18 protein-coding genes are annotated in these 17998 nt (G+C 50.3%); 7 read left to right on the forward strand and 11 right to left on the reverse strand.

Annotated features, from left to right (window positions below):
- Positions 1 to 285: 285 nt before the first annotated feature.
- A complete protein-coding gene (locus COW20_08525; GenBank protein PIW48633.1) occupies positions 286 to 945 on the forward strand; it encodes a class II aldolase family protein in 660 nt (219 codons plus the stop codon).
- Between the two features lie 56 nt (positions 946 to 1001).
- Here the strand turns inward: COW20_08525 and COW20_08530 are convergent, their stop codons facing one another.
- From COW20_08530 to COW20_08540, 3 genes are read right to left on the reverse strand one after another with little or no spacing between them, the layout of a single operon-like run.
- Complete coding sequence (locus COW20_08530; protein ID PIW48634.1) at positions 1002 to 2561, reverse strand: hypothetical protein; 1560 nt, start codon at positions 2559 to 2561, stop codon at positions 1002 to 1004.
- A 39-nt stretch (positions 2562 to 2600) separates the two neighbouring features.
- Positions 2601 to 3263 carry a hypothetical protein gene (locus tag COW20_08535; protein ID PIW48635.1) on the reverse strand — a complete coding sequence of 221 codons (663 nt, stop codon included), beginning with the start codon at positions 3261 to 3263 and terminating at the stop codon, positions 2601 to 2603.
- A complete protein-coding gene (locus COW20_08540; GenBank protein PIW48636.1) occupies positions 3253 to 5328 on the reverse strand; it encodes a hypothetical protein in 2076 nt (691 codons plus the stop codon). The genes COW20_08535 and COW20_08540 overlap by 11 nt, the downstream gene beginning before the upstream one ends.
- 722 nt (positions 5329 to 6050) lie before the next feature.
- Between COW20_08540 and COW20_08545 the strand changes: the two genes are divergently transcribed.
- Positions 6051 to 6233 (forward strand): hypothetical protein, encoded by a 183-nt coding sequence (locus COW20_08545; GenBank protein PIW48637.1) that lies wholly within the window; start codon positions 6051 to 6053, stop codon positions 6231 to 6233.
- Between the two features lie 10 nt (positions 6234 to 6243).
- Here COW20_08545 and COW20_08550 read toward each other — a convergent pair whose 3' ends face one another.
- Both COW20_08550 and COW20_08555 read right to left on the reverse strand, forming a co-directional pair.
- Positions 6244 to 6957, reverse strand: coding sequence for a hypothetical protein (locus tag COW20_08550; GenBank protein ID PIW48638.1), 714 nt, complete (start codon positions 6955 to 6957; stop codon positions 6244 to 6246).
- A 64-nt stretch (positions 6958 to 7021) separates the two neighbouring features.
- The gene (locus COW20_08555; protein PIW48639.1) at positions 7022 to 7843 is read right to left on the reverse strand and encodes a hypothetical protein; all 822 of its coding nucleotides are present in this window, start codon (positions 7841 to 7843) and stop codon (positions 7022 to 7024) included.
- Positions 7844 to 7897: 54 nt separating this feature from the next.
- On the opposite strand from COW20_08555, the gene COW20_08560 reads away from it, so the two are divergent.
- Genes COW20_08560 through COW20_08570 form a run of 3 tightly spaced genes read left to right on the forward strand, consistent with a single transcriptional unit; the run spans position 7898 to position 10490 of the window.
- Positions 7898 to 8599, forward strand: a complete 702-nt coding sequence (locus tag COW20_08560; GenBank protein PIW48640.1) for a DNA-binding response regulator — start codon at positions 7898 to 7900, stop codon at positions 8597 to 8599.
- Entirely contained in the window at positions 8596 to 9957 is a 1362-nt protein-coding gene (locus tag COW20_08565; GenBank protein ID PIW48641.1) for a hypothetical protein, read from the forward strand. The genes COW20_08560 and COW20_08565 overlap by 4 nt, the downstream gene beginning before the upstream one ends.
- Positions 9954 to 10490: a hypothetical protein gene (locus tag COW20_08570; GenBank protein ID PIW48642.1), complete on the forward strand. Its 537-nt coding sequence runs from the start codon at positions 9954 to 9956 to the stop codon at positions 10488 to 10490. The genes COW20_08565 and COW20_08570 overlap by 4 nt, the downstream gene beginning before the upstream one ends.
- Here the strand turns inward: COW20_08570 and COW20_08575 are convergent, their stop codons facing one another.
- The 5 genes from COW20_08575 to COW20_08595 all read right to left on the reverse strand — a co-directional run bounded on the left by COW20_08575 (position 10491) and on the right by COW20_08595 (position 14812).
- On the reverse strand, positions 10491 to 11324 hold the full coding sequence (locus tag COW20_08575) for a 2OG-Fe(II) oxygenase (protein PIW48643.1): 834 nt from the start codon (positions 11322 to 11324) through the stop codon (positions 10491 to 10493).
- Between the two features lie 98 nt (positions 11325 to 11422).
- Positions 11423 to 12172 carry a hypothetical protein gene (locus COW20_08580; protein PIW48644.1) on the reverse strand — a complete coding sequence of 250 codons (750 nt, stop codon included), beginning with the start codon at positions 12170 to 12172 and terminating at the stop codon, positions 11423 to 11425.
- Positions 12169 to 12918: a hypothetical protein gene (locus COW20_08585; protein PIW48645.1), complete on the reverse strand. Its 750-nt coding sequence runs from the start codon at positions 12916 to 12918 to the stop codon at positions 12169 to 12171. The genes COW20_08580 and COW20_08585 overlap by 4 nt, the downstream gene beginning before the upstream one ends.
- A gap of 2 nt (positions 12919 to 12920) precedes the next feature.
- Positions 12921 to 13319: a hydroxyisourate hydrolase gene (gene uraH / locus COW20_08590; protein PIW48646.1), complete on the reverse strand. Its 399-nt coding sequence runs from the start codon at positions 13317 to 13319 to the stop codon at positions 12921 to 12923.
- Positions 13316 to 14812, reverse strand: a complete 1497-nt coding sequence (locus COW20_08595; GenBank protein PIW48647.1) for a bifunctional allantoicase/OHCU decarboxylase — start codon at positions 14810 to 14812, stop codon at positions 13316 to 13318. The genes uraH and COW20_08595 overlap by 4 nt, the downstream gene beginning before the upstream one ends.
- Before the next feature lie 172 nt (positions 14813 to 14984).
- On the opposite strand from COW20_08595, the gene COW20_08600 reads away from it, so the two are divergent.
- Together COW20_08600 and COW20_08605 are read left to right on the forward strand one after the other, a co-directional pair.
- Positions 14985 to 16652, forward strand: a complete 1668-nt coding sequence (locus COW20_08600; GenBank protein PIW48648.1) for a hypothetical protein — start codon at positions 14985 to 14987, stop codon at positions 16650 to 16652.
- 95 nt (positions 16653 to 16747) lie between these two features.
- Positions 16748 to 17533: a hypothetical protein gene (locus COW20_08605; protein ID PIW48649.1), complete on the forward strand. Its 786-nt coding sequence runs from the start codon at positions 16748 to 16750 to the stop codon at positions 17531 to 17533.
- Positions 17534 to 17599: 66 nt separating this feature from the next.
- On the opposite strand, the gene COW20_08610 is transcribed toward COW20_08605, so the two are convergent.
- Complete coding sequence (locus COW20_08610; GenBank protein ID PIW48650.1) at positions 17600 to 17935, reverse strand: hypothetical protein; 336 nt, start codon at positions 17933 to 17935, stop codon at positions 17600 to 17602.
- Positions 17936 to 17998 lie beyond the last annotated feature (63 nt).

Here is a 17998-nt window from a genome sequence, read left to right on the forward strand (position 1 = left end):
CTCTTTTCGCTGCCCTGCGTTCAACGTGAATTCATCATAACGGATCTCCTCTTCTACTGTCAATAAATACATCGGCTATTTTTTAGATTATTTTTATATTTAGCTTAACCAAAGAATAACCTTTGTGTCCCAGTCTGTATTTCAGCTCACTATTGCTCTCAAACAGGACATTGCCACACCTAAGCCTGGAGATTGGGCTGATCCCATCAGAATATTCCTGTTAAAATAAGAAAAATCAAGCAAAAAAAATTTCATTCATTCCTCAAAATTAAAGGCAGTCGTCAAATGCACAATGCTTCGCAAACTGAAATCTCAGAACTTATCCTGGAACTTTCACGCCATCTTCACCAACGTCATTTACTGGCGGCAGCTGATGGCAACCTCAGCTACCGCTTTTCAGATCAAGAAATCGTGATTACTCCTTCAGGCAAAAACAAATCTCGTCTGAAGCCCGAAGACCTGGCCTGGATGAATCTGAAAGGTGAGATACTGGCAGGTCAACCTTCGAGTGAACGCCTGATGCATCTTGAAATTTATCGCAAAGTACCTGAAGCCCGAGCGATTGTGCACGCCCACCCACCGACGGCAATCGCCTGGAGCCTGGCTCGCCCCGATCTGAGAGAACTGCCCACAGAGGCGCTGCCTGAAGTCATTCTGGCAGCAGGTAAAATTCCCGTTGTGCCCTATGCCCGCCCTGGCACACTTGAAATGGGAACCCGCATTCTGCCCTTTCTGCCCGATTGCCGCCTGCTGATCCTGGCCCGGCATGGCGCCGTCTGCTGGGGAGATTCCCTCGAAGAAGCAGCCAATGGTATTGAACGACTGGAACAGGTCGCGATGATTCTCAAAATTGCTGATGAATTGGGAGGAACGGTTCCTCTGCCCTATGGAGAGCTGCGGGCCTTAAAAGAGCTGCGCAAACAAATTGGCCCACGAATCATTTAATGGACCGAATAAAAATAGCCCTGCCAAAAGCAGGGCTGTTCAGTGGAGGGGATTAACTATTTGGCTGCATCGCCATACATTTCCCACCAAGCGGTTTTGCTTACCTTCACATTGGTAAAGTCAGGCATGGGAACGCCTACCTGCTCCCGCACATCAGGATGAACATAAATATCTGGGCGGGTACCTGTATCGGGAATTTCAAGTCTGCCAGCAAAGATATTTCCAAAAATTTTAGATTTATTTATGGTGGCTTGCTGATTTGCAAAGAACGAGCCTACATATTTGGTATCAGAGCCCGAACCTTGCCCCAGCGCCATATCGCCTGAAGTGACAACACCCAAAGCTGCGTTATTGGGATAATCCGTTGGAACAGAAGGTTCTAACCCCTCAGAAAAAGTCGCGTTGCCTGTGGCAAAGATAGCGCCCTTGCCAGTATATTTAATTCCTTCTGCGGCTGAAATACTTCCATAGATAAAAACAGCCCCCTCAATATGCAAAAGTCTTACTTGATTATTTCCTGAGCCAGTAACCGTATAGGTAAACTTGCTCCCACAGCCAGCCCCCGCAGGATTTGCTATTGAAGCATTGCCTAAGACCAGATTAGAGGGAGCGCCACTGCTGCCTCTAACGCAACCATTGGTAGTGGCCTCCACCAAACGATCAGTCATAAACTGGCTGTTTACTGAAGCATCAGGAAAATTCACATTGGGCAATTCATGATCTATTTTATTCGCATGAACCTGGGTGTCCTGACCATCTCCCACAATACTATCACCTACTGTGGATGGAAGAGGATTTCCAGTCGGAGTACCTGTATCGACTACACTTGCATCCGTATGAATCGCCTTAAACGCTGCTGCATTAGTCCCCAAATCTGACTGAGAGGCTAAGTCAATCCCACCATTGGGATTCGGGGCAGGATTACTGATATTGTCTTTGTAAACATATACCTCCCCTTGAGGAGGAGAGGCAGGTGAAGGATAGCCATGAAAATTTTGATTGGTATCTAAATCATGATAATCGTTATAAATACCTGTAGAGGAGGCATCTAAGCCCAAACGCCCGGCAGTAAAAACCCCGCCATAAATACGAACCCCGCCATTGATACGTGCTCCGCCCAATTGATGGTTAGAAGCAATTGCAAAATTGTCTAAAGAAAAACGCTCAAACTGCACGCCAATCACACGTTTTGACATATTGATTTCAACGGTCCCGTTTTTGGAATCATAGACCTTGCCTTCAGACTTCACCCGCTTGACTTTGGATTCCGTGCTGGGCAAAAGAGAAACGCGGTATTCGCCAATTGTTTTATTGTTTTCGTCGTGGATCGGAATCCAGGTATTGAGCCAATACCCTGTACAGGAGCTATTGAGGTTCGTGGTGGATATGCTAAAGTCGATACAGTCATCACCATTTCTTAAGCCAGAAAGAAAGCGTTGTGCGCCAGTCTCAGCCATCCACAAAGCACGCTCATTACGCACACTGTGCAAATTATACTTATTCTGGCTGGTCACCAAATAAGCAATAGCGCCCACCATCAAAGCGCCCACCACCGAGAGCTGCAACACCATCACCAATGCAGCCCCTTGTTCACGGGTTTTCTTCGGTCTCAGCATATCTCCCCCACCTCATTTTTCATACATACAATTTTATAACTACTGATTGCGGTATTGAATTTCAGATCTCATATCAAACTTACGCTCCCGATCTCCAACATAGACCCCATCCGAGCGCTGACGGTAAACCGTAACTCTCAGAACCAGTTCCAAGGTAAATGGCGAAGTTGCTCCCTTACGCTCAAAATAACTGTCTATCCCCGGATGCTCTGCCGCAGCTTCTCGGATCATACGGGTACGATTGTCTTCAAATGCCGTTGTAGATACTGTTGTTGAAGTTCCATTGCTTTTCCAAGCTCGATAGAGGGATTTAATACCCGTACCCGGTCTTTCATAATCATCGGCAAACCAATAACGCACCAGATCGAAGCCCGTGGAAGTACCATCTGGAGCAACATGGGGGCGGGTAAAGAAAAGATCAATTGAACGTCCTGAGTACAGAGCTGAGGGAACCATCTGCATCGCAGAAGCCTGGCGCAATTCACGTGTCATTTTATTGATCGCATCACGGGCATATTGCTGCATCCGAGCTTCCTGCTCAGCCAATTTTAAATGGCCTTGAATATTTGAAAAAATCGTAGTACCCATGACCATGATCAGAAAGAGCAACCCCATGCTGATCATCAGCTCCACAAGGGTCACGCCCCGCTGCCTGAAACGTAAGATTTTTGGTAATGGTAAGCGATTTGATTTAATCATCATTGTCAGCCTTCATAAATACTGCGCTACCCAAATAATCATGGGAACCAGGAGGAGAATTACTCCAAGGCGAAACTTTCACAATAATCTTTTTCATATAATGCTGATTTGAAGCAATACTGTTGGGATCTGCTGTCACGACAATCTGAGAGGTTGCACTGGGAGCACAGCCGCCCGTGACATTCATGCCCACCGTAAATACGCCAGATGACGAGAACGTATGGCTGACAGAGGGCCCTGTCTGGGTACTCGAATCGTCATTAAAGGTCCAGTTATAGGTATTTGTGGAACCATTGCCAACGGTAGACCCCGTAAAAGTCACGCTGTTCCCAGCTTGAACGGTGGTAGCAGAAGCCGTGATCAAAGCCACAGAAGAGAGATTGACTGAAGTGGTTCCGGTTTGCACAGTAGAACCCACCTCTGCTTTCACCGTGGCTGTATAATTGCCACAATCCGTGTATTTATGGTTAAACACAGGGAAAGTCAAATCTGTTGGGTTGGTGTCTTGGGTTGAATCATCAGCGGCAGCATTGGTGGCATTGCCGTCGCCATACCAAATACTGTAAGTGACGGGAGCATTCGTCGGATTATTGGGCGCACCCCCAAACCCAGTAGAACCTGTCTGGAAGGTAAAGTTGGTAGTGCTGGGATTCGACACGGGCCCAGCCACACCAGAAGCAGGGGTAACATTCACAAAAGCACTGGTGCCACTGATAATTGTTAAGGGCAAAGAAGCCGTTCCAATCGTCACATTGGGCGTTACGGAGCCATCACGTAAGGTAACAGAAGCGGTAGGAGAACCCGTTGTAGAATAGGCATGTGTAGCGGTTTGGCCTGTTTGGCTATTGCCATCTCCAAAATTCCATTCATAAAGAGGGTTGGAACCGCAGCTGCTACAGGTTGCTGCAAAACTAACCGTCTGCCCCACCCCATGCGTGGTAAGCACAGGAGTCACAATTTGAACATTGGCCGAATTTACCGTCAGAGTCTTAGAACCAACCGAAATGCCATTGCGCTTGATATAAACATTCCTTGAACCCGGGCTTGAATAGGAACAAAAAGTTGTCAATCCTGTCCCTGTAGATGGCGTACAACCCGGCATATCCCAGGTGGTATTCTGTGCGGTACAGAGCGGGCATTGAGTAGTATTAACTGAAAAGTTAAAGGTAACGCCTGTATAGCTGGTTAGACCAGGCAAAACCGTAAAATCAACAGGAGCAGGATTGGTGACATTCACCGTAACCGGCGAACCAGAACAGTTGATAGGGCTCGTCCCATTGGATTTGATCGCTTCCATTGTCACATTATAAGTACCTGCTGCACCCCAGGTTTTACTGGCGGCAAAGGGTGGGGTAGCAACGGTAGTTTGGGTTGCTGGAGAATCTTGAAAAGTCCAGCGCACATTGCCTTCAGGATTGTAGGTATTCACCCCCGTAAAAGTCACTGCCGTACCAACTTCTGCAGAAGTTGGGGTTGCCGCAACAGCGCAGCCCGCAGCCTGAGCAGGGGGAACTAAAAATTCAGACAGGGATTCAATTCCAGTTTGAAAAACGGTGGGCAAACCGGCCAAAGCAAAAGTTTGACTGATTCGTTCGGGCAGTTCAGCCAGATAAGCATGTTTTCCTTTATAGACAATCAGGTCGACACGATAATTCATATTGTTCAAAGGAATTTTTAAAGGAAAAGAAAGTGTTTTCCCTGGTGCACAGGTAGTACTGCCTGAAACACGCTCCAGACAAACTGTGACCGGGTTGCTGGCATTGAGGGTTGTGGTGTTGATGACGGCTTGGGGATTGGCAGTGGTATAGACCGGTTCAGAAGCAAAGGGGTAAGGTGTTGCATTTTTGAAATCAATGGAGTTCAATTGTTCCATCACTTGATTCATCACTTGCGTAGAGGCAGTCAAATCACGTGACTTTTTATTGGCCTTAAAAGCTGTGGGAACAAAAGAGGCGGCGCCCACCGCGATAATCGCAAGAATGGTGCCAGCCGCCATGACTTCAATAATACTCAATCCCTGTTCAGTACGAATCAAACGCCGAGAAGATTTAAAACGCTTATGAATCATATGATCTTTCCCCTAAATAAATTCCCCAATTATCCACACACAGTTATCAACAGTAAATATTTTCGCATATTGTGTCTCTGATCTTAATACTTTCATTTACAAAAAGTCAATTAAAAGCCTTAATAAAAGGGATCTTAAAGCGTTTTATACCTACTTGAAAATTATAAACCCAAAGCAAAAATGAAGCCCGAGATTTAAGAATAAGAATCTTAAACTAGTCAAAAACAGGGACTTGGTTTATGCTGTGGAAACAGGCTTGCGCACGATGAGACAAAGGATACTATGGTTCTGAGGGAGTACACAACGCGCTGATGAAAAACTGCCCTATCTGTTACCACTCCCTGCCCGCAGAAAATTCAGATCAACGCCAGGTCTGTACCTTTTGCGGTTGGGCCAATACAAAAAAAGCCACAAAACCAGGTGCCAAAACAACGAAGACACGTATTAATAAATACGCTTCTGTTTCACCTGAAGAAATTGCACGCCAACAGTTTAAAGAAGAGTCTCCCCTTTTACCGATTATCGGGATGGGATTGGGTCTGCTTCTCTTTATTGGCTTCAGCATTTATATGCTCAATCGTCCCACAGCCCCCCCTCCCGCTCCTATTCTTTTCAGGCAAACACCAAAGCCTACACGGTCACCCGATCCCACGCCCACTCCCGTATACACCTTTATGGCCATTCCAACCCCTGAACCAACCCCCTCTGAGAGCCCAAGCAAGGTGCCCGATGAGAAGGAAAGCCTTCAGCCCAGCTCTGAAGCCAGTTCGACTGAGGGAGCCTCCCCCAGTCCCTCAACCAGTGCTTCTCCCGACGCAGAATCAAGCCCTGAGCCAGAAAACTCAGCCGAAACACCTGATACCGCTGCGGTCGTGACGCCGCCCCCACTTCCTGCGTCACCTTAACCCACAGGCTTTACCATTTTTCATAGCGAATATGGCTTGGGTTCACACCCATTTGCAGGAGTATTTCTTCGATTTCACGCAACATCAGGGAAGGGCCACAGAGAAAATACAAGGCGTCGGCAGGCAGTTTCAGGGTCTTCAGAAAAAAGCCATCAATCCTTTCTTGAAAATGGATCCAAGCAGGAATGTCAGCCTCTAAATCCGTGCAGGTAAAAATACTGAGTAAATGTGTAAATTTTTCGGCAGAATCTCGAATTTCATCTGCAAAAGCAAATTCATCAACTGAAGCTGAACTGTAAATCAAAGCTGCATGGGTTTCAGAAATCTGATCCCGAATCGTGCGAAAAATACTCATCAGGGGGGTAATGCCAATCCCTCCGGCGATCAACACCACCTGCTTGCCCATCTCTTTTTGATAGACACATTCCCCTTGGCCTTCACTGATCTGAAAAACCTCTCCCACTTGGGCCTTTTCATGTAAGTAACGGGTCACAGGATGGTTCGCTGAAGCCTTGATCGCCAACTCAATCTGTTCATTGATGGGCTGGGGCGCAGAAGTAATTGAGTAGCCACCTACCTGCTGCTTGCCCTCAATTTTAGCATAGAGATCCAACCACTGGCCCGGTAAAAAGGTATAGGGCTGGCCCTCAATCGCAAAAACAAAGCGCTTGACCGTTGGGGTTTCCTGAGTAACGGAGAGCAGTCTGGCAGAAATTGTATTCATAAAAGTGTCCCTTTAAAAAGATGAAGTGAATATAGCAAAAAAGCACAGGCAAGAACAGACTCTTTCAATGGGAATGAAAACCAAACAACAGCATATAAACGGCAACCAGCCCCATCAAAATGAAAAGCCCCGCCTGTAACTGACGCGGAGAAAAAACACGGGTCAAGCGTGCTCCCCAAGGTGCAGAAAGTGCACCCGCACCCCCTAAAAACAGCATAGCCAAAGGTTGAGCTTGCAAAACCGAAAATAAATCCCCCACAAAAAAATGGGATGCAGCACCCGCCGCAGAGATCATCACAATGGCCGCCAAGCTGGTACCAATGCTTTCTTCAACACTCAAAGGCAGCAAGATATTTAACAAAGGAGTCATGACAAATCCTCCCCCCACGCCAAAAATGCCCGAAAGCAATCCGGCCAGTGAGCCAATCAAAACGGCAATGACTCGGCCAGATGCCAGCCGAAAGGGCTTGCGCTCTCCCGACTCCTGATGGCGCATGCGTTTCCAGAAAAGTCCCATAATCACAGCCACCAAAGCCGTAAACAGCCACGAAAGCCAGGCTTCGGGCAAAAGATGCGAAAAACGGGTGCCTAAATAAGAAAAAATGCAGCCCCCCAGAGCCAGAAAAAAGGCCAAATCCAGTTTCAAATGACCTTGTCGGAAATGGGTCAAAGCACCAGAAAAACCGGTGATCAAAATATACAGCAAACTCATACCCACCGCCTGATGCAAGCCAATTCCAGCAAGCGTCAGCATCGGCACCAGAATCAGGCCGCCACCTATCCCCAGCAGGCCAGAGAGCAAACCCGCCAGCGAGCCCATCAAAAGAAAGGGAAGAAGTCCCCACAGTACAAAGGTCAAAATAGTATACTCAAGATCCGAGGTCATAAAATTTAAAAGGCGTCAAGAACCCATCTATTGTAGCAAACCCCAGGAGCCCCCATGCCCCAGATTCACCTGATCGACGATGACAGCCAATTGCATGAACTGCTCAAAGCCTATTTCAGCGCAGGCCCGCTTGAACTCAGTGGCTCAGAAACACCTTCAGCAGGCTTGGCCTGGTTGGAACAAAACCCAGCAGATCTGGTGATTCTCGATCTGATGTTGCCTGAAATGGATGGATTTGAAGTTTGTCGCCGTTTACGGGCTCAATGGCCGAAACTTCCCGTCTTAATGCTCACCGCGCGCGGCGATGATCTCAATACGATCATGGGCCTGGAGCTGGGGGCCGATGATTTTATGTCGAAGCCCTTCAACCCCCGTGAATTGGAAGCTCGCATCAAAAGCATTCTCAGACGAACAGAAAATGCAGAGCCCGCTCCACCGACCCGTCACCTCCTGTGCTCAGAACAACACGCATTGCAATTGGATCTGGATGCCCACACCGCTACGCACCAAGGCCAATGGCTCGATCTCACCCCAACCGAATTTGATCTGCTGCGCTGCCTGATGGAAAACCGGGGCATTGTGCAAAGCCGCGATCAGCTGATTCAAAAACTGCGGGGCTATGATTGGGAAAGCCTGGATCGCAGCGTAGACATGCATATCAGTAAACTGCGCCAAAAACTGGGGGATACCTCTAAAAAACCCCAAATCATTAAAACGGTCTGGGGTATCGGCTACCTTTTTCCGGCGGCGCCATGAACCTGCTTTTTCGCAAACTCTATTTGTATATGTTGATGGTGCTGGTGATCAGCCTGCTGCTCACCGGGCTGGTCACAGCAATGATCTTCAATACCCGCCATGAGGGGTTGGTACGCAATGTGATCCGCAACCAGGTTGTTTTTGTGGGCCGCGAACTGGCAAAAACCCAACGCAGAGCCCCCAACAGCCTGCCCGAGCGCATGCAGGAATTGGGGGATGATCTGGGTTGGAATATCGCACTTTGGGAACAGGGACAACTGCTTCACAGCACCCTGCCCAACCCGCCTCTTCCCCCCCAGGATTTAAACGAACGCCTGCGAAAAGAGAATTATGTCTTGAGCTGGGATTTTCCCGGTCGTCCCCAAGTTTGGATTTCACAATCCTTTCCCCGGATGGGTTTTCGTCTTCGAAATCGCGTGCTCTGGCTTCAGCCCCGCCTGAGTCAGCTCTCCCGCCCCGCTGGCGCACCTTTACTGGCCTTTGTGCTGATTCTGCTGATTCTGGGCCTGCTGCTTTTGCCCTTGACCCGCTTTCTGCTCAAACCCTATCGCAAACTGCAAACAGCCATTCAGGCCCTGGCCCAGGGCGATTTTTCTCAAAAGCTGGAAAGCCAGCAAATGCGCGAATTTGAACCCCTCGTCAGCTCTTTTAACCACATGAGCAGCCAATTGGCTGAAATGCTCAGTCAAAAACAACGCCTGATCGCCGATGTTTCTCATGAACTGCGCTCTCCATTGACCCGTCTGCGCATGCTGCTTGAAATTCTGCATCAACAGGCTCCCGAGCAGGCTGATTTGCTCGAAAAAGGCATTGCCGAAACCGAAGAACTGGATCATATTATTCAGGACCTTTTGGATATCTCGCGGCTTGAACTGGATCAGCTGCCTCTCAATAAAAGCAGGCAGGATCTGCGGTCTTTGGTTTTTGAAAGCCTGGAACGCCATGAACCTCTGATGGAGCAAAAAGGCCTCAAAATTGAAGCCAAGATGCCCGAAACAGCCGTGATGGTTGACGTAGATCGGGAAAGACTGAACCAAGTGTTTAACAATCTCTTTTCGAATCTAAGCAAATATGTGCCCGACCTAAGCTGCGTCTCGCTCCAAATTGAAGTTCAAGCGGATCAGGCCCTGTTTCATCTGCGCGATCAGGGCCCTGGCCTGACAGCCCCCGACCTTGAAAAAATCTTTGAACCCTTTTACCGCCCGGACACCTCACGCTCACGGCGCACAGGCGGAACAGGCCTGGGCCTTGCCATTTCACGCCGAATCGCACGTGCCCACGGGGGGGATCTGCGCGCCAGCCTGCCCCAGGACGGCGGCCTGGCCTTGCATCTCAGCCTGCCTTTGGCTGCGGCATGAAACAAAAAATCGTCTTTGAAAAGCATGGGCTTGATTTTAAAAATTATCCCTTCAAATTCGGGCGTTTGGCTGAATCCGAACACGTTTCAAGCACTGAAATTGCAGAAATCTGGGCACATCTCTATCCTCCCTGTCTGGCACTCAAAAGCCGGGAACTGCTCTTTGTCCCTGCCCCTGAAAAAGAGGCCCTGCTGAACTGGGGCCAAAATCACGGCCTCAAGCCTGTAGAAAGGCCTGATCTTTGGGAAACCCTCTGCAACCCCTGCCTGGATACGGTTTATAGCCCCTCGATAGCCGCCCATGATTTACAGCAACTGCAAGAGGCAGGGTTCTCAGAGCAGGAGGTTGAAAGCATTCGCGCAAAAATCAGCCCCGCATTGCTGGCCTATAATGCCCTGCTCTGGGATTGGACCTATCTGGGACTCTATGATGTGTTGGAATCACGCCGTTTTGCATGGCCCTTCAGACTGACGTCTGAATTTTATTTCTGGGCCATGCAGATTGCGTTGCGGGTTTTACCAGTCAACGATTGACTAAAGAACGCCTATTGCCAAGAGACGTTGGCGCAAAAAATCTCCGGCCCGACAGGTCTCCGTAAGAAAAACCTCTGGGCGCGGATGCAAAAAGAGCGGCATGGAAAGACGTGAGGTATTTTCTGCACCCACAGGGTTGATCACGCGGTGCAAGGTCGACTTATAATAGCCGTGGGTCGCCATTTCAAGCATATCGCCAATATTCACAGCAATGCTGTCGCGATCAGAGGGTACATCATGCCAAACCCCTTCGGCATCTTGAACCTGCAAACCATTGGTAGTCGCCCCCACCAGAACCGTTAAGAGGTTGATATCGCCATGGGCCGCTGCACGCACTGCGCCACTGGGCTCACCCTCCAGAGGAGGGTAATGCAGAATCCGCAATTGGGTTTGCTCACTGCTCGAGATCATTTCTTTCAAAGGCATCGACAGGGTCGTTTGAATCTCGCCGGGCAGATAGTCTTCAATCCAAGCCAAGAGGGTCTGTGCCAGTGCAGATAACTGACGTTGCAGTTTTTTGGTGGCATCACTCATTTCGGCTGGGAATTTGCCCCAGGTATAGTATTGAAAAAACTCTTTGAGGTCTTTTTTCTCAAACCCCACAGCTTTTTCAGAAACCGAAGGCGGAAAATAACCGTCCTGGGTTTCGCGGTTAAAGAGGTAGTGGTATTTTTTCTCAGAAGCGAAAAAGTCTTTCCACTCTTCGTAAACCTCATCGATCAGCAATTGATCGATGGGATGATGATACAAAACCCCAAAACCTGTTTCCCGCAGGGAATAGGCAAACTGGGCAGCAGCATCGGGGGCTTTATAATCTACTCTGAGAACTTCCACGTTCTTATCTCCTTCAATATCAGCAACCGGACTTCAGCCCGATCCTTCTGAATCATAATCAGGCGCTTTGCTCCCTGACAAGGAGATTCCTTTGGTTTTCAGTGAAAACCCAACAAACGGCGTGCATTTTCTCCAAGAATGGCATTGCGTTCAGAAGGGGAGAGATGGGCCATGCGGGGCCGCAAAACCTCTAGCTCCTGACTGAATTCTGGACTGTTGCTACCAAAGAGAAGACGTTCAATGCCGATCTGTGGAACCAGATCTTCAATAAAATCTTCACGATAAATGCCAGAGGTTTCAAGATAGACATTGGGGTTTTCTTTGAGCATTTGCGTGGCTTCGCTCAGCGCCACCCCCGAAATATTAATTTGCCCGCCACTGGTGGCAATAAAGGTGATTTCAGGAAAAGCAGATGCCAGATCGGCAATCTGAGAAGCCATCGAAACGCGCACATGGCCCCCAGAAATCATCACAGGAATTTTAAGCCTTTTCACCACAGACATAAGCGCCTGCACAGGCGCACTGTTGATCGGGCAGGTTTCTTCCCAGGGGTGCAGAAACAAGCCCTTAAAACCCAAATGCCGGATACAGCGTTCCAATTCCATTTCGGCTTCTTCACCCTGACGGGGATCCACCCGGGCAAAACCGATCAGACGTTGTGGAGCCTGTAAAACAGCCATGGCAACCGCATCGTTCTCAGGTGAGAGATGATAATCCAAAGGCTGAACAGGAATCACAACGGCCTGGGCAATCTCCAAACGGTCCATGCGCTCCAACAGGGCTTCCAGGGTTTGCCCATAGCCAAAAATCGAGGTGCCCAAATGGGTATGAAAATCAAGGGTACTCATAGGCTCTCCGGTAAAAGACGCAAAATATTTTCAGACAAAATCAAGCGCAGTTGCTGCTCTGAAAAGCCCAGCATCTGCACTTTTTTCAATTCAATGCCAGGATCACAGCCTGGGCCATCGCTTGCAAAGATCACGCGTTCGGCCCCCAAAGCCTCAACCGCCTCGCGAATGCGTTCGGGGTGGGGCGTCGCTGAAGTTTCAAGCCAGACATTGGGGCAGCGTTGCGCGACAGCAATCGCATCATGGACGTGAAAATAACCGCCCATATGCCCAAAGATCAGCTTGGCTTCTGGGCAGGCCTTGGCCGCCCGTTCCAATTGCAGCGGCAGGGTGTATTCCTCATCGCCACAGTGAAACAAGGTGGGCACTCCCAATTCAGCCGCCTTGCGCAAAAGTTTAAGCGTATCCGGGCTGTCGGGCATCTGGCGATAGCCAAAAGGATGCAGTTTCAGCCCCTGAAAGCCCCATTCACGCACAGCCTGTTCTAAAAGAGCCGGCGCCTCTGCATGGCCCGGGTCCAAACGCGCAAAACCAATCAGGCGCTCAGGATAACGCTGAAACGCCTCACGCACATAGGCCAGGGGCTCATAGCCTTCGTGTTCCATGGGCGCATCGACATAGGTCATGACCACCGCACGGGCAATGCCTGCCTCATCAAGCAGGCGCAGAATCAACTCAGGCGGATCCTGCCAGTCGCAACCCGGCAAACCTTCAATATGGGTATGGGCATCAATAATCGGATACATGCTCAACTGCCCCGATAGGTTGAAAAACCAAACGGACTCAAAAGCAAAGGCACGTGATAATGCTCATTGTCTGCCAAAATTTCAAAGACAATCTGCGCTATCGGGTAAAATCCCTGTACCCCCTGGGCAGCAAAATAACTGGCCGTATCAAAATCCATGCGGTAAATTCCGGGCTCCAATTGGGTACCGGGCGGCAAAAGCTCGGGGCAACGCCCATCGGTATTGGTCACCCCCTGGGCCAGACGCGACCAGACAGGCTTTTCTGCGGATTCGCCACGCAAACGGGCCTGGCAATAAGCTTTCCAGCCAGTGGGGTCTTCCTGTTTTTCAAGCATCAGCGCCAAACCCGCAGCGGGCCGGCCTGTGGCGGTATCCAAAGCATGGGTAGAAAGCGTGCTCATGCGAAGAGTTTCTCCAATCTCAAACGGGTAATTTTACGCTGTTCGCCTGCGGCCACGCCCAATTCTTTTTCAGGATCATTCTCAAGCCGCTCCTGCAGCAAAGTCAGCATTTCAGCCGCACTTTTGCCAGTTGCACAGACAATAAAAATAAAACCAAATTTCTCAAGGTAGGTCTTGTTACCGGCAGCCAGGGCCTGCAGGGTTTCTTCTGAAGCGCCCATGCTCCCAGCTTGCTCTTGTGAAGCCCATTGGGCCGTTGCCGCAAATTTCTGGCGCAGCGAATCCACATCCCCAATCTGAGGATGGTGCGAAAAAGCCTCCAGCCAATCTTCAGCAGAGAGCGTATCAGCCACCTGTTCAGCCAGGCGATAGGCCTGCTCTTCAGAGTCGAAGGGCGCGCCCTGGAGCATCTGTTCCACCCACTCACTGGAACCACAGCAACGGGTCAAATCTTCACGCAACATGGGCAAGGGGCGCTGGTTAAAACGGGCAAGACGCCCCAGTACTCCCCGCACACGCAGGCGGCTGATGCCCCCATCGGGATAAATATTCACCCGCAGATGGCTGAAGAGTTGATCCGAGGCCTGCAAATCTGTAAAGGTCTGAATCTGATCGGCCTGAAGTTTTTGCGGCGGGAGAATTTCTGTCCATTGCAAACTGCGGCTGGTTAAGAAATCAACGGGCACGGGCTCGTGAATCAGACAGGCATCGATCGAACAGAGGTCGGCGTAATTGCCTTTGAAATGGGCAGTATCGATTTCAATTTCACGCAGATAGCCAGGTGCGCCCAAACGCAGAATCAGCCAGTCATTGCCGGGCTCCCTGCGGCGGCGGGTTTCCCAGCCTTCGCCCATATGTGCAGCCCGACGGGGCAGAATCAGATTGTCTTTGGGGCTGAAAAACATATCATTGCAGATCAAGACCTGTCCCCCGTTCTGAATCCCCGCCAAATCAATCAGCTCGCCTTCGACCAAATGACTCCAGTCGGGAGCCGCTTCACCATGTACGCGAAAACGGGCCACGCCGCCATCGGGATAAATATTCAAACGCAGGTGCGTCCAGCGTTCACGGCTTTCGCAGGCAAAGAAATTGCGACTGCCCCCCTGCAAACGCGACTTGGGCAGCAGTTCCACCCAACGGGCCGCCAAAAGTTCATCAACACTGGGGTCACCACTCAGGCTACAGGATTCAATTGAGCAGTGTTCAGGATAATTGCCCAAGAAATGATTCGTATCCACATCAAAACCATGAATCAATCCCGGAATGCCCAGTTTGATCAGGCACCAGTCATAACCGGGCACACGGCTGCGGCGGGTTTCCCAGCCATCCATCCATTTGCCCCGATCTGTGTATTTATCGACAATAAAAACGCCACGACCTGGTTTGAGCAGGTTCTCTTTCTCAGCAAAAAACTCATCGTTGGCAAAGATTGCCACACCACCCACCTGTTCAGCGGCCAAATCGGGAAGCTGGGTAAATGTCGGTTCGCTCATGTCTGCCTCGTTTTATTTTCGAAAATTCTTCTGCCGTATACTAGCACAAAAACAGATCCTCCCAGAACCCTCCAGTCAAGGAATAGAGCCTTTTGCTGGCGACCCTCAGCGACTTGCCAAAGCACCCTGTCATGCTGCATGCTTCAGGTAAGAAAAACCCAAGTGAAAAGACATGCCCACAAAAACCTCCTCCCAGACTCTCCTTCAGCAAGGCCTCGAACTGGCTCGCAACGGCCAAATTACAGAGGCCCAAGTCTGTTTTGAAAAAATCTTAGCCACTTTGCCCAACGATGGCGGCGCCTGGCATAACCTTGGGCTTTGCCAATTGCAACTCAACCATACCGAAAAAGCAAAGGCCAGCTTTGAAGCCGCCATTCAATATCTGCCAAAAGCCCCCCACAGCCATTTGCAATTGGGGCTGCTGGCCCAAAATCAGCAAGCCTTTGAAACAGCCCTTGTGCATTACCACCTGGCCTGGGAGCAAATGCCAGGCCTGTGGGCAGCCTGTGAAAATGGCTGCAACCTTTTGCTGGAATGCGGCGACAGCGATGCCGCCATTGAGTGGCTGGAAGAAGCCGTGCAACTCCCCGAATGCCCAGAACACCCCTGGCGCCTGCTCTGTTTTTATCTGCTCGCCAGTGACCATGAGCCCGCTCGTCTGGAAGCGGCCTGCAAAGGGTGGGAAGCTCGCTTTATGCGCCCCCTCTACCCTGCCGAACCCCGTTGGAAGAATCTGCCCGATCCAAACCGCAAACTCAAAATTGGCTATCTCTCCGCTGATTTTTCCCTGCATTCAGCCACCAATACCTACAGTGCCCTGTTTGAGTTTGCAGATCGCCAGAATTTTGAACTGCATGCTTTTTATACCCGCGATATCGAAACCAGCAGTACCGAATGGTTCCGCCAAGGCGTCGATTCCTGGCATGCGGTTCACGATCTGGGGCCCGAAGCACTGGCAGAGAAAATCCGGGCCCATGAAATAGACATTCTGGTAGATCTCAGTGGCATCACAGGCGATGATCTGCGTGTTCTGGCCCTGCGCCCCGCCCCGCTTCAGCTGACAGGTCTGGGCTTTGGTGCCACAACAGGTCTCAGTTGTATGCAAGGACGGTTTACGGATCGTTTTCTCAATCCTCCAGAAGCTCCCGGCTGGAACAGCGAACCCCTGATCTATCTCAAACAGGTGTTTCACTGGTTTCCCAATGCGCTTCACCAAAAAGCCCAACTCCAGCCCCCGCCCTGCCTGAGCCAGAAAACTCTGACCCTGGGCTGTGGTAACAATCCCTTTAAATACAGCCAGGCCACCCTTAGTACCTGGGCCCGCATTCTTCAGGAAATGCCCAACGCCCACCTCAAACTCAAATTTACAGGTTTGGAACAAGCACCTGTGCAGGAAGCTTTACGCAAACGCCTGCACAGCTGTGGAATTCCTGTGGAAAAAGTCAGTTTACTGGGGCACAGCTCCCTCTGGGAGCACCTGCAATTTTATCAAACGCTGGATCTGGCACTGGATCCTTTTCCCTATAATGGAGGCGTAACCACCTGTGAAGCGCTGTGGATGGGCGTGCCCGTGATCAGCCTGGAAGGTGGCACCCGTGCGGGTGCTTCAATTTTGAAAACCCTGGGACTGAAACACTGGCTGGCACAAACCCCCGATGAATATGTCATGAAAGTACGCGCTCTGCTTTTAGACGCCTCTGCCCTCAGCCACTGGCGCAGCCTGCTGCGCAACCGCCTCTTAAAATCCAGTATTTGCGATGGGCCCGGTTTTACACGGGACCTTGAAAAAAGCTACCGTCAACTCTGGCAAACATGGTGCCTGAATCAGGTTTCTGATTAAATTTTCAATAAAAATTAAAAACCAGCTTAAGTTTTGAGCTAAAAGGGTATATAACAGATCAGAATGATATTTTGAAGACAAGGAACCAAGATCCTATGGGTAGAATCGGAACGCCGAATCAGTTAAATTATACGCCAGCCCCTTTGCTGAGTGCAAAACCCAACCAAACACCCGCTCCCAACCCATCTCACCCCCCCCAAAGCCAGCCCTCTCCTCTGCTTTGCCAAGAACCTGTCAGCCCCACTGCGCTGACTGCAAAATCTAAGCATGAGCCCCAAATTTGTAGTTTTTTTCCGCAAACCACTCCTTCCCAAACAGAGCACCCGACAGAACAGGCTCAACCCCATACTGAACACCCCCAATCCCATGCCGGCAGGCATGAAGCCCCCACGGTAGTGGGCACGGTGGCCCATGATGTGGGAGTCAATGCCGCTCACCATGCCGCTGAACACGGAATTCACCACGTTGCTGAGCATGCGGCTACCCATGCTGCTGAACGCGCAGCCGAACATGCGGCTACCCATGCCGCTGAACATGCAGTTGCCCATGCCGCCGAAGAAGCCGTGGTACATGGCGCTGAAGAAGTCGCGGTTCACAGTCTGGGCCGTGTTGCCTCTGTAGCGGCTCCTGGCGTCGGAGCTGTGGCTGCCGGTTATTTGGCCTATAAAGGGGTTCAACACAGTATGCATGCCGCAGAAAGAGGCAATGTGGGCGCATCCATTGCTTTCGCCCTGGCTGCAACTGTTGATGGTACCACCGCAGTGGTCAATGGCGCTGGCGCTGTCACAGGTGCTGGCACTTTGATTTCAACCCCTGTCAGCATTGGTCTGGGAGCCGTAGCAACCGGCCTCTCCGCCTTGGGTGCCTGGCTCGACGATTAAGCACAAAACCCAATCAAAAAGCCCTGGTCTGAGACCAGGGCTTTTTGATTGAAAAGATTTTAAAGCTTATTTTTCAGGGGATGTTTTGCGAAAGAGCGAACTTGGGGGCTTGGGCTCTTGACTGGCTCCGGCATGAAACTTACGGGCAGCTTCCTGAGTCACTGCCAGAGTGTGAATCAACTGGTCCACCAATTCATAGGGAATCGCGAGACGGGTATGTACCTGCGCGGGATGAGAACTCAGCTCTTCAGCCTCTTCGGGCATCAAGGGCGGTGCATAGCCAAAATCGACAATGGCGTAATGTTTATCGCCTCTGACACGGTACATGCTCACCAATTCGGCTTGAACATTCAAATCACTGGCCAGCGGATTTGCCAACTGAATATCTTGGGGGTTTGCCATGTGAAAAGCCCTTTCAATCTAAACTATGCACCCAACTTAGCATATTTTAATGGGGAATCAAAC

This window comes from bacterium (Candidatus Blackallbacteria) CG13_big_fil_rev_8_21_14_2_50_49_14, assembly GCA_002783405.1.
GTDB lineage: Bacteria > Cyanobacteriota > Sericytochromatia > UBA7694 > UBA7694.

Excerpts from the sequence above, each read along its gene's own strand:
- COW20_08525 (PIW48633.1), top strand. The coding sequence starts at position 286 with ATGCACAATGCTTCGCAAACTGAAATCTCAGAACTTATCCTGGAACTT.
- COW20_08530 (PIW48634.1), bottom strand. The coding sequence starts at position 2,561 with ATGCTGAGACCGAAGAAAACCCGTGAACAAGGGGCTGCATTGGTGATG.
- COW20_08535 (PIW48635.1), bottom strand. The coding sequence starts at position 3,263 with ATGATGATTAAATCAAATCGCTTACCATTACCAAAAATCTTACGTTTC.
- COW20_08540 (PIW48636.1), bottom strand. The coding sequence starts at position 5,328 with ATGATTCATAAGCGTTTTAAATCTTCTCGGCGTTTGATTCGTACTGAA.
- COW20_08550 (PIW48638.1), bottom strand. The coding sequence starts at position 6,957 with ATGAATACAATTTCTGCCAGACTGCTCTCCGTTACTCAGGAAACCCCA.
- COW20_08555 (PIW48639.1), bottom strand. The coding sequence starts at position 7,843 with ATGACCTCGGATCTTGAGTATACTATTTTGACCTTTGTACTGTGGGGA.
- COW20_08560 (PIW48640.1), top strand. The coding sequence starts at position 7,898 with ATGCCCCAGATTCACCTGATCGACGATGACAGCCAATTGCATGAACTG.
- COW20_08565 (PIW48641.1), top strand. The coding sequence starts at position 8,596 with ATGAACCTGCTTTTTCGCAAACTCTATTTGTATATGTTGATGGTGCTG.
- COW20_08570 (PIW48642.1), top strand. The coding sequence starts at position 9,954 with ATGAAACAAAAAATCGTCTTTGAAAAGCATGGGCTTGATTTTAAAAAT.
- COW20_08580 (PIW48644.1), bottom strand. The coding sequence starts at position 12,172 with ATGAGTACCCTTGATTTTCATACCCATTTGGGCACCTCGATTTTTGGC.
- COW20_08585 (PIW48645.1), bottom strand. The coding sequence starts at position 12,918 with ATGTATCCGATTATTGATGCCCATACCCATATTGAAGGTTTGCCGGGT.
- uraH (PIW48646.1), bottom strand. The coding sequence starts at position 13,319 with ATGAGCACGCTTTCTACCCATGCTTTGGATACCGCCACAGGCCGGCCC.
- COW20_08595 (PIW48647.1), bottom strand. The coding sequence starts at position 14,812 with ATGAGCGAACCGACATTTACCCAGCTTCCCGATTTGGCCGCTGAACAG.
- COW20_08600 (PIW48648.1), top strand. The coding sequence starts at position 14,985 with ATGCCCACAAAAACCTCCTCCCAGACTCTCCTTCAGCAAGGCCTCGAA.
- COW20_08605 (PIW48649.1), top strand. The coding sequence starts at position 16,748 with ATGGGTAGAATCGGAACGCCGAATCAGTTAAATTATACGCCAGCCCCT.
- COW20_08610 (PIW48650.1), bottom strand. The coding sequence starts at position 17,935 with ATGGCAAACCCCCAAGATATTCAGTTGGCAAATCCGCTGGCCAGTGAT.